Source organism: Shewanella sp. 10N.286.45.A1 (assembly GCF_041470405.1).
In the GTDB taxonomy this organism is placed as follows: domain Bacteria; phylum Pseudomonadota; class Gammaproteobacteria; order Enterobacterales; family Shewanellaceae; genus Shewanella.
In genome coordinates this window covers 1-15822 of the sequence record NZ_JBFRMK010000103.1, presented here as the reverse complement: position 1 = coordinate 15822, position 15822 = coordinate 1, and the positions used below count along the sequence as shown (strand labels likewise).

The 15822-nt window shown below is 42.9% G+C and carries 14 protein-coding genes; 11 read left to right on the top strand and 3 right to left on the bottom strand.

Going from position 1 to position 15822, the window contains the following annotated elements; all coding sequences use genetic code 11:
- Positions 1-182 precede the first annotated feature (182 nt).
- The 5 genes from AB4238_RS08980 (at position 183) to AB4238_RS08960 (ending at position 5580) form a co-directional block, all read left to right on the top strand.
- Entirely contained in the window at positions 183-515 is a 333-nt protein-coding gene (locus AB4238_RS08980) for a cytochrome c (RefSeq protein ID WP_372033046.1), read from the top strand.
- 3 nt (positions 516-518) lie between these two features.
- Positions 519-1937, top strand: coding sequence for a cytochrome-c oxidase, cbb3-type subunit I (ccoN, locus tag AB4238_RS08975; RefSeq protein ID WP_372033043.1), 1419 nt, complete (start codon positions 519-521; stop codon positions 1935-1937).
- On the top strand, positions 1927-2541 hold the full coding sequence (locus tag AB4238_RS08970; protein WP_372033042.1) for a cbb3-type cytochrome c oxidase subunit II: 615 nt from the start codon (positions 1927-1929) through the stop codon (positions 2539-2541). Before ccoN ends, AB4238_RS08970 begins: the two co-directional genes overlap by 11 nt.
- A 1-nt stretch (position 2542) precedes the next feature.
- The gene (locus tag AB4238_RS08965; protein ID WP_372033041.1) at positions 2543-4708 is read left to right on the top strand and encodes a c-type cytochrome; all 2166 of its coding nucleotides are present in this window, start codon (positions 2543-2545) and stop codon (positions 4706-4708) included.
- 449 nt (positions 4709-5157) lie between these two features.
- Positions 5158-5580 carry a hypothetical protein gene (locus tag AB4238_RS08960; RefSeq protein ID WP_372033059.1) on the top strand — a complete coding sequence of 141 codons (423 nt, stop codon included), beginning with the start codon at positions 5158-5160 and terminating at the stop codon, positions 5578-5580.
- Between the two features lie 97 nt (positions 5581-5677).
- Here the strand turns inward: AB4238_RS08960 and AB4238_RS08955 are convergent, their stop codons facing one another.
- The gene (locus AB4238_RS08955) at positions 5678-8044 is read right to left on the bottom strand and encodes a TonB-dependent receptor (protein WP_372033039.1); all 2367 of its coding nucleotides are present in this window, start codon (positions 8042-8044) and stop codon (positions 5678-5680) included.
- Between the two features lie 135 nt (positions 8045-8179).
- On the opposite strand from AB4238_RS08955, the gene AB4238_RS08950 reads away from it, so the two are divergent.
- From AB4238_RS08950 to AB4238_RS08930, 5 genes are all read left to right on the top strand, one after another.
- Positions 8180-8497 carry a hypothetical protein gene (locus AB4238_RS08950; protein ID WP_372033037.1) on the top strand — a complete coding sequence of 106 codons (318 nt, stop codon included), beginning with the start codon at positions 8180-8182 and terminating at the stop codon, positions 8495-8497.
- Positions 8498-8499: 2 nt separating this feature from the next.
- On the top strand, positions 8500-8763 hold the full coding sequence (locus AB4238_RS08945) for a hypothetical protein (RefSeq protein ID WP_372033035.1): 264 nt from the start codon (positions 8500-8502) through the stop codon (positions 8761-8763).
- Positions 8764-8774: 11 nt separating this feature from the next.
- Entirely contained in the window at positions 8775-10364 is a 1590-nt protein-coding gene (locus tag AB4238_RS08940) for a PepSY-associated TM helix domain-containing protein (protein ID WP_372033033.1), read from the top strand.
- A gap of 367 nt (positions 10365-10731) precedes the next feature.
- Entirely contained in the window at positions 10732-11769 is a 1038-nt protein-coding gene (gene gshB, locus AB4238_RS08935) for a glutathione synthase (protein WP_372033031.1), read from the top strand.
- The gene (locus tag AB4238_RS08930; RefSeq protein ID WP_372033030.1) at positions 11753-13747 is read left to right on the top strand and encodes a flavohemoglobin expression-modulating QEGLA motif protein; all 1995 of its coding nucleotides are present in this window, start codon (positions 11753-11755) and stop codon (positions 13745-13747) included. Before gshB ends, AB4238_RS08930 begins: the two co-directional genes overlap by 17 nt.
- A 266-nt stretch (positions 13748-14013) precedes the next feature.
- Here the strand turns inward: AB4238_RS08930 and ppiC are convergent, their stop codons facing one another.
- Positions 14014-14292 (bottom strand): peptidylprolyl isomerase PpiC, encoded by a 279-nt coding sequence (ppiC, locus tag AB4238_RS08925; protein ID WP_248973011.1) that lies wholly within the window; start codon positions 14290-14292, stop codon positions 14014-14016.
- 150 nt (positions 14293-14442) lie between these two features.
- On the opposite strand from ppiC, the gene AB4238_RS08920 reads away from it, so the two are divergent.
- Complete coding sequence (locus AB4238_RS08920) at positions 14443-15222, top strand: CLCA_X family protein (RefSeq protein ID WP_372033028.1); 780 nt, start codon at positions 14443-14445, stop codon at positions 15220-15222.
- A gap of 52 nt (positions 15223-15274) precedes the next feature.
- Here the strand turns inward: AB4238_RS08920 and AB4238_RS08915 are convergent, their stop codons facing one another.
- The gene (locus AB4238_RS08915; RefSeq protein WP_372033026.1) at positions 15275-15619 is read right to left on the bottom strand and encodes a DUF3718 domain-containing protein; all 345 of its coding nucleotides are present in this window, start codon (positions 15617-15619) and stop codon (positions 15275-15277) included.
- Positions 15620-15822: the final 203 nt, after the last annotated feature.

The window sequence follows — 15822 nt, the reverse complement described above, 5'->3', positions numbered from 1 at the left end:
AGAGCGCTTGTTTCCTTTTAAGCACTTAAAAATGGCAAGAACCGATAGATTGCCTGCCAAATTACTTTAGATAGTGAACCAATCTTACTATGGCAGCGTAAAATTATTTAAATGTTATAGCTGGAAAATTGAGCAATCCATACTAGTTTCAATAGGGTGCATAAGAAAATAAGAGACAACTAATGAATCGAATAATCCTGCTAATCGTGCTTTCTTTTTTAGCCTTCAACGGTAAGGCTAACTACGAACCGTCGTTTGAAATAGGTAAGCAAAAAGCCAAAGTTTGTATGACATGTCACGGTGAGGATGGCATATCGACTCTTGATCCTTACCCAAATTTACGTGGGCAGAAAGTGGGTTATTTGATCTCCTCTCTCAAAGATTATAAATCGCGGCAGCGTACCAGTGGTCTGGCGATTCTAATGCAGCAGCAAGCCGATGCGTTATCTGAGCAAGATATCAAGGATATAGCTTACTATTTTTCAGTGCTCGGTACGCAAAAGGAAGGGGAATAGTATATGTCACATATGTCACCGGGCATGGAGCTTTATGACGTAAAGGTTGTCCGTTACTTTATTGTGGCTGCGGTGGCTTGGTCCATCGCTGGAATGTTTATTGGCGTAGTTCTGGCGGCTCAGCTGTACTGGCCTGTGCTCAATTTTGATTCTGAATATATCCAGTTCGGCCGCTTAAGACCGTTACACACTTCCGGGGTGATCTACGGGTTTGTAGTCAATATGTTGATGGGGACTTCACTCTATATCGTGCAAAGAACCGGTCAAACCAAACTGTTTAACCAAAGCCTGTCCTGGATGGTTTTTTGGGGCTGGCAATTAGTGTTGTTTTTGGCTTTAGTGACTTTGCCGTTGGGGTACACCTCTAGCAAAGAATATGCGGAACTAGAGTGGCCTATTGATTTATTGATTGTGCTGGTTTGGGTGTTATACGCGGTATTGTTTTTCGGCACGATAGCAAAAAGAAAAGTTAATCATATCTTCGTTGCAAACTGGTTCTTTGGTGCCTTCATTATTGTGGTTGCATTGATTTTTGTCCTTAATAATTTGGCAATGCCAGCATCATTCATGAAATCCTATTCGGTATTTTCCGGTGCACAAGATGCCATTGTTCAGTGGTGGTGGGGACACAATGCGGTTGGGTTTTTACTAACGGCTGGCATCATTGGTATGAACTACTATTTCATACCTAAAATCTCTGAACGTCCGATCTATTCATACCGTTTATCCGTTATCCATTTCTGGGGATTGGTCGGCTTCTATACTTGGGCCGGAACCCATCATCTACTCTACTCATCAGTGCCTGTATGGGTGCAGAACATCGGTATTGTAATGTCACTTATCCTGTGGCTTCCCTCCTGGGCGGGAGCATTTAACAGCGCCATGACCTTACTGCAAAACAAGAAAAAGCTTAAGACTGATTACATTATGTGGTTTTTCATGTCGGCAATTCTCTATTACTGTTTGGCGACATTTGAAGGGCCGTTACTGGCAATTCGCTGGTTTAACATGGTGGCACATAACACTGAATGGATTATTGGTCATGTACATTCAGCAGCGCTCGGTTGGGTTGGTATGTCGGGTATTGCAACTTTCTATTACTTTATTCCGCGGTTGTGGGGTAAGACTCAGCTTTGGTCAAATCGAATGCTCAAATGGCATTTCTGGTTAGCCCATGTGGGAGTGGCGCTTTATGCCATTGCGCTTTGGGTTGCAGGGATTGGTGAAGGTTACATGTGGTTAGCACAGCAAGAAAATGGCGAGCTTGTCTACAGCTTTGTTGAAGCAATGGACTTTAAAGCACCTTGGTTATTTGTTCGATTCTTTGGCGGTGCATGTTTTGTAACGGGTCTGCTTCTGATGGCATTTAATCTCTACAAAACCGTTTCGCTAGAGCAGGAGGGAGTTGCTGATGCTAAGTAAAGACTTTACGCACTCGGTTGTTATCCTGATTATTTCAACTATTGTGGTTGCCAGTTTTTCTGTATTGGTGCTGGTGGTACCTAACCTTGTTCGCACCGATGAAATTAGAGCGACGTCGTTAGCCAAACCACTAACCGCATTAGAAGTCGCGGGTAGAGATGTTTATATCAGCGAAGGTTGTCATGTTTGTCACACACAGATGGTGCGAGGCATTGAGCCTGAAATAAAACGTGATGGTCGAGCGAATAAGGAGGGGGATGATATTTATGAATTCCCTAACCTTTGGGGGTCGAAAAGAACCGGTCCTGATTTGACTAATCTGGGACGGAAATATTCAGCGCAATGGCAAAGATTACACCTTATTAATCCAAGACAGGTAGTACCGACCTCTTTGATGCCTAGTTATCCGTGGTTATTCAGACAAGTATTATCAGGGGACGAGATTGAAAATAAGATGCGCGTCCTACAGGGGTTAGGTGTGCCTTACACTGAGAGTGAGATAGAGCGTTCGCGTCTTGCTGTGAAAGGGGTGACAAAAGGAGAAGCTTTGATTCACTACTTACAAAGCTTAGGGAATGACACAGCCAGCGATCAGGAGCGTTGATATGACTGTTTTCTGGAACATCTGGGTGATTGTATTCATCTTCATCTTTCTCGCATTTATGGCGTTGGTGGTCATTAAATACTGGCGAACTGAGCATACTGCCGATAAAGATAAAACCATTGAGAGCTTTGACGGTATTGATGAAAACGATGCACCTCCTCCACGCATTTTTTACCTGGCTTACCTAATAGCATTTATTATTTCTGCAGGATTCTTAGTCTTATATCCAGGTCTAGGAAACTGGGCTGGTTTAATGGGCTGGAAGCAGATCGACGATGCGCTGAGCTCCCCGACGACTGACTTAGATATGCAAATAGCACCTTTAAGCGATCTCAGTCTAGGAACATTAGCTGCTAACCCGCAAGTTACCAAAAGCGGCGAGTTGTTGTTTCAAAATCATTGCGCTGCATGTCATCGTGCTAATGCGCAAGGGCAAAAGCATTTCCCCAATCTTACAGATAATGAATGGCTTTATGGCGGAACTGAAAAAGATATTATCCACTCTATCGAACATGGCCGTCACGGTGCTATGCCAGGTTGGAAAGGTATTTTGTCGGAAGATCAAATTCTTAAAATGTCTTACTACATCGGCTCCCTACAGCGTCGAAACTTAAATGCGCCACAAGTGAAAATAGATCTGGGTAAAGAGATATTTGTGCAATATTGTTCAAGCTGTCATGGCGACGGTACGGTTGCCAATATTGAAATAGGTGCGCCAGTATTATCAGATGATATTTGGTTGCATGGTGGCAGCATTGAGGAGATCAAACATACTATCGAATTTGGTCTGAATAACCTGATGCCAGCTTTTGACGAACAGTTAAGCCGCAATGAGGTGTTGGCTATTGGCGCGTATATTACCGAGCAACGACTTGATTATGACGCCAAACTTGCAGCGCTCGATGCAGACTCTGTCGCCAGAGGTGAGTATCTTGCCAATGCGGGTGACTGTGTTGCTTGTCATAGCTCTGAAAGTGGTGAGCGCTTTGCTGGTGGGCTGCCATTTAAAACGCCTTTTGGCACTATCTATTCAACCAATATTACCCCGCACTTCAGTGAAGGTATTGGTGATAATGACTATGCGGAGTTTAAAGCTGCGTTATTTGATGGAAAAGGCAAACATGGTTATCTGTATCCGGCAATGCCTTACACTTCTTATCAGTATTTAACCGAGCAAGACACTCAAGACTTATGGAGTTACCTACAGTCGATAACAGCAGTACCAAGACAAAACGATGCCAATGAAATGATGTTTCCGTCTAATATCCGCCAGGGATTATTAGGTTGGAATCTGGTGTTCATGGATACCGAACCTCTGTCTTATGCCGCGCCCGAGCATGTAGAGCTTAATGATCATGAACTCAAGCAATGGCAGCAGGGTAAGTATTGGGTGATGGGATTAGGTCATTGTTCTGAATGCCATACTCCGCGAAATTTGGCACAGGCTTTAATCCCTGAGAAAATATTCCAAGGCAATATTATTGATGGTTGGAACGCCCCTAATATTTCAGCCCAAGAACTGCATGAAGATAAGTGGGATTTAGAGTCGTTGACTGACTTTTTACACACAGGGCACTCTGATAAAGGTTCAGCGTTTGCCGGTATGGCGGATGTAGTGAAAAATAGCACCAGCTTAATGACTCGTGATGATATTGAAGCAATATCACGCTACCTATTGGTCGGTGATGTTCATAACACTATTCCAGAGGGGCAAAAGCAGTTATCACCCACGGGCTTTGTAGCCGAATCATATTCAGCTGATCAATTTGAAACTTTTGCTATGTATGCGGATACCTGTGGGGCTTGTCATGGAGAAGATGGTAAAGGTCGCGATCCAATTGCGCCAACTCTGCTTAATAATGGCATTATCATGCATAGCGATCCTTTCAATACCATCGCCGTGACGATCCGTGGTTTAGCGCCGACCTATCTGGATGAAGAGCGAAACTTTATGCCGATGACCAGCTTCCAGAATGTGCTTACCGATAGCGAGTTAGCAAAACTCATTAGCTTTGTACGCTTATATTTGGGTGGCCGTGAGGAGCCTGTGACTGCCGCGCAAGTCAAGGCGGTGCGCCAGCAGTTGGAAAAAGCTGGATTTGCAGGCAACCTGCACACCACTCCTGACATGTATGATCATAAAGATACTGATATTAATATTGATTAACGAGTTTTTAGGCATGATTAAAGCCTGCAAATGCAGGCTTTTTTATACGTATCACTAGGGGGGATTAGCGAATAAAGGGGTCGCTAAATTTTTCATCAGTTAGCAAACTTTCATCGGTTAAGGTGGCTAAAAATGCCAGCAGTTGTGCTTGCTCTATAGCACTGAAATTATAGCGAACGGGGTTACCGTCATTTAGTTAATCTATGCTGCATAGGGTGGTCGGCTATAGCACAGTAGCTGTTGCCCAACAGCTTATGCATGAATGATTCTAACTTGATAATACAGCATGCCACTGCTAGCTTTTACTGCAGTATTTTATACTGCGAAAAGGTCTGCAGTTTGGGGAGTTGTCCTATTTGATCTGGCCGCGAATATGCAATATCGCATGAGCTAAAAGGATTAAAGGGATTTGTATGAGTTATCTAAAAACAGTTGTATTGCTGTTGTGTATGGTGTTTTCTGTCAACGTTATAGCTGGCGATAGTCATGATGCAGCCCCATCGAGTGGCGCGAAGGATATGCCAGGTGCTAAAGGAGTATTTGCTTTTAAACCCAGTGACTGGATGGAAGGTAAGAAAACTTGGTGGAAAGACAGTGACGGCGTAGCACCTGGTGTTGCGGGTTGCCACATTGGTACTGATGAAAAGGGAGTCGCAAACGGCAGAATGTTTGGTGAAGCTTGCTTGCCAGATGGCTTGCTGGTGGAGTCTAACCCAGGCAAAGACGTTGTTCATTCCCACGCTAATGACACCGGGCACCCTGATACATTTGACTGTAATGCGTGGTGTGTTGGTACCGGTAGCACTGGTGGTATGTGTAGCGTTGCTGCAGCGCCCCCTTGCGCCCAATCCGCTAAGTGCGTTTGCAAATAGTGGTTTATATACTTTCATACACACAGGCCGTTTAGCTAGGACCTAGCTAAACAGCCTGCTTGCAAGTTACTCAACTCGGTCTTACTATTTTGTGCGATTAAAGGCTGAACTCTCCACGTACTGTAAGAGCTAACTGTCTCGGAGCGCCTAAGGTCGGGGTTCGAGTGAAGTTATTGGTGATGTATTCCTCCTCGAATAAGTTTTTACCTTGCAGATATACACCAACGTTTTGCCATTCATAACCAATCTGCATATTGACTAGCGTACGACTGTCATTTTGTAAATCAAACTCAGCATCGCCTTCAACTAATCCTTCTCGGTAAGGGTTCACCTTATTCGGCGAACCACTCGCGTAGTTGGCATTAATATTGGCAAATATTCCACTGTCTGCAGCGTAGGTCGCGCCAATATTACCAGTCCACTCTGGAGCGGTGAATTGTCTGCCTGATAGATCGTTCACGATAGGTGTTGTGTCGGTTGGAATGCTAATAATGAAGTCGGTAAACTCCGTCTTTGCTTGGCCTACAGAAGCATAAATTGAAAGTTCGCTGCTAAGCTGGTAATTGAGGTTTAGTTCGAAGCCCTTCACGTTTGAACGACCAGCGTTGACTGTTTCGGTGTCGTAGCGGTTAGGAGACAACTGCACAGTGACCTGCTGATCTCGCCAATCAACATAGAACACGTTGGCATTTGCGACGAGATCGCCGTCCAACCAAGTTGAGCGCAGCGAGAACTCATAGTTGTAGGTAAATTCTGGATCGTATTCAAACACGGTTGCGCGAGCACTATTAACTCCAACACCGCCAGAACGGTAGCCTTTTTGGAAAGAGATGCTAGTGATAAAATCTTCACTCCAGTTATAGCTCACACCGAGTTTGGGTAAAATGGTATTAAAGTCAGTATTTATTGGTGGCGTTGTTTGTGAGGCATTAGCGGCTAAATCTGTAAACATCTTATTGATGCCTGCGATAAGCGGTGATAACGCTTCATATGGGGTGCCAAGGTAATTTGCTGGATTTGGCATTTTGTCTTGATTCAAGATAACGTATTGCGCATCGCTTTTAGTATCTTGGCTTTCATGGTCGAATCGAATGCCTGCAAAAATATCCCATTTATCGGTGACATTCCAAACACCATCAGCAAACAATGCATAGCTCGCAACGGATTGCTCTGTTGATGATAAGGAGCTTGTATGCGCTGGATCAAATTCAGCATATTGTGCCACAACTAGATCAGCGATAGGCTCACTTAAGCCGTACTGGGCTTGCAGTACACTACTTGTTAGCCCTAAGCGATTCAGCTTTAAGTTATTCAAGCCATTGGTATGATCATTAACGTCTGTCTTGAAGTAATACGCACCAATAACACCGCTTAATGTGTCATATTCGAAGGTCAGTCTAAGTTCTTGGCTAAGAGAGTCAGTCTTGTTGTTATAGTTGGAAACACTACCGCTATCTTCAGGGTATTCGCTGCCTGAAATTGGGAGGAAATCTGAATCCCAAATGAATCGGGTATCGACTGCAGACCAAGTAGTATAAGAGCCTAGACTCCATATATCACTGAGGTCATAATTAAGCGCTAATACCAATATGTCGGCATCTGTTGTCTCTTGCCTTGCATCATTGTTAACTGTTTTACGGTTCTCAAATGGGTTTTCACCTTCAGCAATTTCAATCGCAGTATTACCGTATGTGGCACTTGCGTAGGTGTAGCCTAATTGGGCTGAGAACTCAGGGAGGGCGCTAGGCTGATATAAGAATTTTAATCGGTATGTTTCATCTTCATTAAAATCTGAGTTCTCGTTACGGACTAAATTTTCATTGTAACCGTCGATCTCTTTCTGTTCACCACTAAAACGAAATGCTAATTCATCTTCAATAAGGCCACCACCTATAGCTACACCTAGCTCCTTTTGACCATTTTCACCGGCAGTTAGTTGATACTTTCCTTGCCACTCCTCCGTTGGAGTTTGGGTGGTCATGATAATTGCACCCGCTAGCGCATTTCGACCTTGAAGAGTTGATTGTGGTCCTCGTAGCACTTCGACCTGTTTGGCATCCCATGTGGAAAAAGCACCACCATAAATCATGCGCTCTGGTAAAGGAGCACCATCAACATAAACACTGGCTAAGAAGCTATTGCCACCTCCAGAAACGTTAAAACCATCAATACCACGAATGCTAAAGCTGCGATTTTGCGTGGTATGGGTGTTAGCAGTATTTATTAGCACTTCACGAAAATCATTAATATTTTCCTGTTCCATCTGCTTCTCTGTTAGCACGGCAACACTGGTCGTCGTTTCTTGCACTGTTCGAGCAATTTTCTGACCTGTAACCATGATCCGTTCGATGTTTGTTGTATCGATGTTGTCTTCGGCGATGGCAGATAGACAGGTTAAAGAGGCCGGAATAACCAGCCCGAAGCGAATTGCGTTGGTGATAGGGTTTAACTTAGATGATCGCATGATATATCGTCCAAATGATAATGATTGCTATTTGTTATGGCGCAGGATGCTATCACAATTACCTTGAACTTCATTAACTTATTTACGATAATAAATACAAATCGTTATCATTTGTGTTTATAGTGGGTTGTGTTTATGGTTATTGTGGGTACTTTATTACTTTGGATTTCCTGCTACTTTAGTTATTTATCATCTAATAAACAGCAACTTATAAGTTATTCCATATCGAAGACTGTTGCTTGGAGTGGGTTTGTTATTGCGGTGGTGTTAGCAACGAGTCTCTTTACAAGTCAGTACGGCTTTATTGTTGCTATGTTAATCACCATGTTGCTGGTTATGGCTATGTGGCTGACGTTAGTGATTATTTCAGCATATGCTAATTATCGCAGTGTATTGGTTTTCTCCCTTGGAGTTAGTGTCTTTTCAGGAATATTTTTACTCGGAGTGAATTAAAGATGTGGCCTAAGTCTATTATCGCTTTTTTAGGTGGTTTATTACTCTCAGTGAGTATTATGTTGAGTCTTTATCTACTTGTGCCTTTGGCTATTGATATAAAACTGCTGCTTGGTCTGTTATCTGGATTCATTACTTGGGTCGCCGTTATGGTTTATTGCTACAGCTTTAACAAGGGTAAAGATGTTGCCTTTGCTTGTGGTAAGTTGCTGATTTTATCACTGGTCGTTAATGCTGTTCTTTTCTGGTCGTATACTCCGCTATGAATATTCAAACAATGAAAAAACCTCAAAATAAGTTGATTAAAAACCTAACTGAATCCCATAGCTGGATTGGAGTGATTATTTCACCGTTACTGTTCCTTATATTTTGGGCTGGTGCGGTGACACTTTTTTATGAAGAAGTAAAGCAGTGGGCAGTATTACCGCAGTTTCCCGTTGCAGTGGAGCAGCAAGACCTACCTTTGCAGCAGCTGGTCGAAAGTAAGTTAGCTGAGCATGATTTCGATTATAAAGAGCACTTGATGGTACAAATGCCGTCGGAGCATGATCCATACTATAAAGTGTATTTGGATTTAGTTCGTGAAGAGGGCAAAGAAGATGAGCACGGTGACGTTGTTTCTTTGCTGGTCGACCCTAAGACTGGGAAAAGTGTGGCTGATAAAGAAGACTTCTTTTTAGGTGATTTCCTCTATCAATTACATTACAACCTTAACTTGCCGGGGGGCGACTATCTAATTGGTATTATCAGTTTGTTCTTCTTTTTCGCCTTGGTTTCAGGGATATTTATTCATGCTAAAAAGTTGTTTAAACACTTCTTTTTATACAGACATGATAAGAACCGACGCGATAAATTGTTAGATCTGCATAATGTGGTTGGAGTGATGACACTGCCATTTACCTTGATGTATGCCATCAGTGGTTTAGTGTTTAATCTAGCGATTATTTATCAGATCGCCTTCGTGCTATTTATCTATCAAGGTGATCAGGACACCTTGTTTAAAGATGCGGGGTTTACTTTGTTTGATGAACCTCAAATCGAAAAGACAATCGACATGAGCAACGCATACCAGATCATCGATCAGGTGAGTAAACGGGATGACTTCCACTTAAGAAATGTGATCTTTTATAACTATGGCGATGAAGCGGCCATTATTCAGTTGAGGGGGAATGATCTAACCCATTTCTCACAAAAAGATGAGTTCTTTTATCGCGTCAAAACCGGTGAGTTACTCAATAATACCGATATTAATAACTACAATGTGTTCCGCAAAGGCAGGGAGATTATAGCAACCTTACACTTTGGTGATTTTGCTGGCGTTGATGTGCGGGTTATTTATTTCATTTTGTCACTCGCTATCTGTGCAATGATAGTTATTGGTAATATGTTGTGGCTGGATAAACGTGCCTTGCAGCAAAATGTGTCGCAGCGAAGCATGAGTATTATACGAGGGCTGACTCTAGGGGGTTGTGGTGGTTTAGTACTGGCAACGGCGGTGGCTTTCTTTATTGAACGCGTGCTACCTGCAAGTATGTCGCAGCGCGGAGATTGGCTGGTTTACGGCTTTGTCGGCAGTTTATTACTTGCCATGGTGCTTGCGTATATCGTTGACGATAAAAAGCGTTTTCTGGCACAGATGATCCTCGCCGCCGTTGTTACTCTTGGCGCGACACTTGTCGCTGATTGGGCGTTGTTCGGATCACCATTATTGCTACTTTGGCAATCAGGGTTTCAATCGGTGTTTGGCGTAGAAGTCGGCTTACTACTGTTTATCTGTTTTGGTTTATGGGTCGTCAAGAAACTGAATGTATTTAAACCACTTCAAGCGAACAATACTGCCTCGGCAAGCGTGTTTGAAGGATCATAACTTGGGCCATTTTTAATGGCTCATTGGTAGCCCAAGAGCGCAGTGTTACGCTGCGCTTATTCTATTTTATAGTATGTTATATATACACAATGAGCAGTTTGCTTATGTTTAATGTAAAGTAAATTCAATGTTTTTCAATCTCTTAGTAAATATTATCATTCAGCAGTAAAATTTTATTTTACAATCTTAGAAATTGGTGTAAATTACGCCGCCTTATCTAGTTCAACTTGTATTGATAGATAGATGCCATAGTCTGATTTAGGTCATTTTACCTGGGTCATTGTGTTGTTTATTTTGAATACTCTACACCTCCCAAAGTCTCATGACCCCAAGAAAGATAGAGCATTCCATTTTATAGGAAAGTTCAATGAATATATTATTTCTAATGTATCCATGGAAAAATATTGAGCCCGAAACCGATACGACTTTACGTCTCATTCATGAGTGTGTGGCGCGGGGCCATACGGTGGCATTAGCGACCACAAGTGATTTGACCATGCGTGATACTGAAGCTAGTGCTTATTGCCGCGTGTTTAGTAAAGAGCAGCCAACGCCTAACAACATCGTTTCTTTTTACAAGAAGGCGGAGTTTAAAACCCTGCGTTTACCGTTAGCCGGTTTTGACAGCATTATTATGCGCGCCAATCCGCCGCTTGACACCATAGCGCTCAACTTTCTTGACTCGGTACGTGATGATGTATTTATCATGAATGATATTGATGGTTTGCGAATAGCCAACAATAAGCTGTATACCGCGTCTTTTGACGACCCTGACAATAAGTTTATTCCGGTGACGCATGTATCAAAGACACCTGAGTACTTAGAGGAAGTGTTGCGAGAGTCTAAGACCGACAAGATGATCATGAAGCCGCTTGATGGCTTTGGCGGTCAAGGTGTGATCTTGGTAGAAAAAGCAGCTCAAAAGAGCTTTCATTCGTTGCTCGAGTTTTACATCAACAACGGCAAGGGTGGCAACTACGTTATTTTACAAGAATATGTCGAGGGCGCTGAGCAAGGCGATGTGCGTATTTTGATGTTAAACGGTGAGCCCATTGGCGCCATGAAGCGTATTCCTGCATCAGGAGAAGTGCGCTCGAATATCCATGCTGGTGGTAGTGTGGTTAAACATACATTGACCAAAAATGAAAAAGCACTTTGCAAGCATATTGGTCCTAAGCTGGTGCGTGATGGGTTGTTCTTTGTCGGCATTGACGTCATCAATGAAAAGTTGATTGAAGTTAACGTGCAAAGCCCTGGTGGGATTATGCGTATCAACAAGCTAAATAACGTCAAGCTGCAAAAGAAAGTCATTGATTTTGTAGAAAGCGTTGTGAATGCCAAAGAGGCGTTAAATAACAAGAAGACAGCGTTTAGAAAGGCGATTGACGATGCTCACATTAACTGAAAAAGAGTGCATAGCACTAATTAATAAAGGCGAGTGCTTTCAAGCTGAAGTTAATAACGGATCGTATATTGTTAAGGTTGATGAATACTCGCCTGTTGTCTGTACGGCCATTCATAATGGTCACCGCCTGCGAGACGATTTGAATAAAAGCTTTTTGCTGACCAAGCCGGAGCGGTTTTATGAGGAAGATCCGTATACTGATGAGCTACTGTCGTCTTTTCCTATTGTACTGATAGGCAATGACTCACGTTTTGAATATGACTTGAACCGCCCAAAAGCGTTATCGACCTATTTCAAAACAGCTTGGAATAAGCAGGTCTGGCAGAAACCATTAACACCCAAGCAGCGTAGTGAAAGCCATGCAAAGCATCAGTCTTTTTACAATGTGTTGGCGGCGCTGATAGCCAAGTTAGAGCAGCAGTTTAAAAACAGTATTGTGTTTGATATGCACTCTTATAATCATCAACGTATTGAGGCTGATACGCCAACATTTAACATTGGCACTAGCCAGATAGATATTGAGCGTTGGGGAGCGACTTGTCATCACTTTGAAAAGCAGCTTAATCAAATAGAGCTGCCTAACCTAGTGGTGCGAGCTGCAACCGATGAGGTGTTTCAAGGGCGTGGCTATTTAATCGCTCACGTCAATGCCCATTTTGACAATACATTAGTGTTGCCGGTTGAAGTCAAGAAAGTGTTTATGGATGAAACCACGGGCGAGTTATATCCGTTGGTATTAGAGGAGTTAAAAGCGGGCGTTAAGCTGGCGATATCAGAAACCGCGGCCTACTTTATGCGCCGCTTTGGTCAACGTAAGTCGGTGCGTAATGTTGACCTATTATCATCGACACTGTCGCCAGAGATTTTGTCACTTGATAAAAGCTTATTTAAGTTGGCTAATAATGTCGCCACACTGAAATATATTAACCCGATAAATATCGCCAGTGAACGTAAGAAGTTTTTAGCGAAAAAAGGCGCAGTGACGCCTGAGTTTAACTATAAGCAGTTGAATATTAATCCATATCAATTTCGTGAGCAGCTATACAAGCTACCGGTTGAAAATGTCATGGATGCCGATATTCAACAGCTTTATCGTCATGTGATTGATAACTTAGCAACCAAAATTGATCTGCTTTGTTCGATTGGCACTGATGACTTTGTGTATAACTCGTTGAAATACTACGGTCAGCCAGATAAGGATGATATTGCTAACGCTGAGTTTTTACTGCGCGCTCCCGCGATAGAAGGGGATGATGACGCCGCAATCTATGATGCTGACCATGCGGTTAAATCGTTCCAAACGCAGGCAGATGAATGGGGACTTAAGTGTAAAGTCGAAAAGTCTTCGCGCATTGTCGCCAAAGCGATGGTGGACAATGAGAAGGGCAGTTTGTTAATTAACAAAGATGCCATGTTCTCAGCGAAAGAGCTTATAGCATTTGCCTACCATGAATTAGGTGTGCACATGTTGACGACCATGAATGCTAGACGTCAACCGCTGCGAGTGTTGTCTTTAGGTTTGGTGGGTAACACTCATACTCAAGAAGGTGTGGCAATTTACAGTGAATATTGCTCGGGGAATTTAACCCTCAATAGGCTTAAAATTCTGGCGCTGCGAGTGGTTGCCGTTAATTTAATGTTGGAACAGCGCGATTTCTCGATGACGTTCCAAACATTAATGCGGCAATATGGACAAACAACCGAGCAGGCATTTACGTTAACGACACGTGTATATCGTGGTGGCGGTTTTACGAAGGACTTCCTCTATCTAAAAGGCTTTAGAGATATCGTGAACTTAAGCAAGAGTTCACCGCTTGATAATTTACTGGTGGGGAAAGCGGGGATATTGGACTTGCCTATTATTAGTGAGATGGTGGAGCGAAATATGCTTGAAAAACCAGTGCCTTTGTTTGCACTTGAGCATTGCCAGACGGCAGATAGTGCAGTCATTGATTATCTGGTTTCAGCCATTCGATAGGTTAACATAAGGTTAGTGCTAGATTAATTTTGTACGTAAACGCCCAGCTTCTTTTACGGAGTTGGGCGTTTTTTATGTGTCGAGCATTTTCTAGAACCTCGACATAACTGACATATTTGACGCAAGCTGTTAGTTTGCAGCGCTTGATCCAAAGATAATATTTAACATATTAGCACGTCAGCTTATTCGGCCGGTAAGCACTAAACGACTATGTTCTGTAAAGTACTTTGGTAACGTAATCATTGCCAGTAACTTGGTTGGCTGATTTATGTTCTGTAAAGCACTTTAATCACATGCCAGCCAAATTTGGTTTTGACTAGGTGTGGTGTGATCAGCTCGCCGCTAAAGCAGACTTTATCAAATTGTGGCACCATCTGACCTCGCTTAAACTCGCCTAAATGGCCGCCTTTTTTACCCGATGGACAGCTCGAATGCTTCTTTGCGAGTACATCAAACTTAGCGCCCTTGTTTAATTGCTTAATAATATCTTCTGCAAGCTCTTTATGTTTGACCAATATATGCAGTGCGGCAGCAGTCTTTGCCATGTTGAGGCCTATCTTTTGTTGAAACTAATGTACCGATTATACCGTTTAAGCTAAACCGTTAGCTAGTGCAGAACACAGGCAGATATATCATCATATTGCTTTATAATGGGGGTAGACTTAAATGCAGCTATTAGAAGAGTAGAGTTAATAGTGTTAAAAAACCGCAGCTACCGCCGTGTTGGCCCCGATTATCGGTTCGATGAACAGGTGAGCTTTGTTGATATCAAACAGGTATTTGGCCTAGGGCATATACGTTTGGGTAAGTGGGTTGAAAATGATGAGCGTGATAAGGCGGCAAACCTTATTTTTGACTCTTTGGCAGATTTGGCTTTTATCTTAAAGCTTCCGCCAAAAGCACTGGGTTTGCGTGAAACGTTAAACTTGGCATTTGGTAGCGGTGGCCAAAAAGGTGTGCAGGCACATTATGCACCCGATAGACGCGAGCTTGCTTTGGCTAAGAATGCGGGGGCTGGAGCACTTGCGCACGAGTTTTGGCATGCATTTGATCACTATATCGCTGCTAAGTCATTTCATACCGCGCCCAAGGGGATATCTTTTGCCAGCCATAGTTGGATTGCAGATGTTAAACCCAGAGCGCACCCTCTTAATCAACGACTTGAGCGAATCTTTGCTGTGAGTTTATTGAGCGAGAATGGCGAGGATGGTCATCAATATGTTGGCCGGGCAATAGCATTAGATAAGCAATATGGTACGCAGTACTTTTCTAAACCAACGGAGTTAATGGCACGGGCGTTTGAGTCTTGTATTGAATCCTACGTCGATATTAGCAATCCATACTTAGTGGATGAAACACTTCAATCATCACTTTTCGATGCGGGTGGTTACCCGACCATTGAGCATCGACAGCAAATCTTTAGCGCTTTAATTGAGTATTTTGAACCTTTAGGCAGGGCGCTGGCAAAGGAGTGAGGGTGAGCTATGGGGGATGCTAAAGGCCATTTAAGCCTTTAGCTAAGCAGATTTAGAAGGTAACCGAATAGTAATTGTCACCGAGCTTATTCATTGCTATCGCTTGTTTTAATTCCATATCATTGGTGTAGTTGGCAATTTTTTGAGCCACTTTGTTAGCGCTATGAGCCAAGGCAAAATCATGCAATGATTGGCCATTACAAACTAACTTTGGAAAAATCAGCTTTTTGTTTATGCGGTGTTGTTTCAGCGTACGATTGAACTGAACCACGCTATTCTTGGTTGTCGATTTGCAGACTGCAACAAGGCTTGTTTCCATTGTGGGGCTCATGGCGGCAGATGCACTGAATGCCAATACCGTTAAAGCTAAACCTATAATTGTGATTCCCTTCTTCATACCTTGCTCCTAATGCTAACGTAAGTTCATGAGGCAAACTATATGCTGTTTGCAAGATCGAGATTAAAACCGATACCAAGGGGGCAGGCTGTACGCCAATAGTATTAACTTGTCTTTAGCTGAGAAAGTTTCAATGACTGCGTTGTTAAGCAGGGCTTTCGATTGAGCATAAAAAAGCCCGCAGTTAGCGTAATGCCGATCAG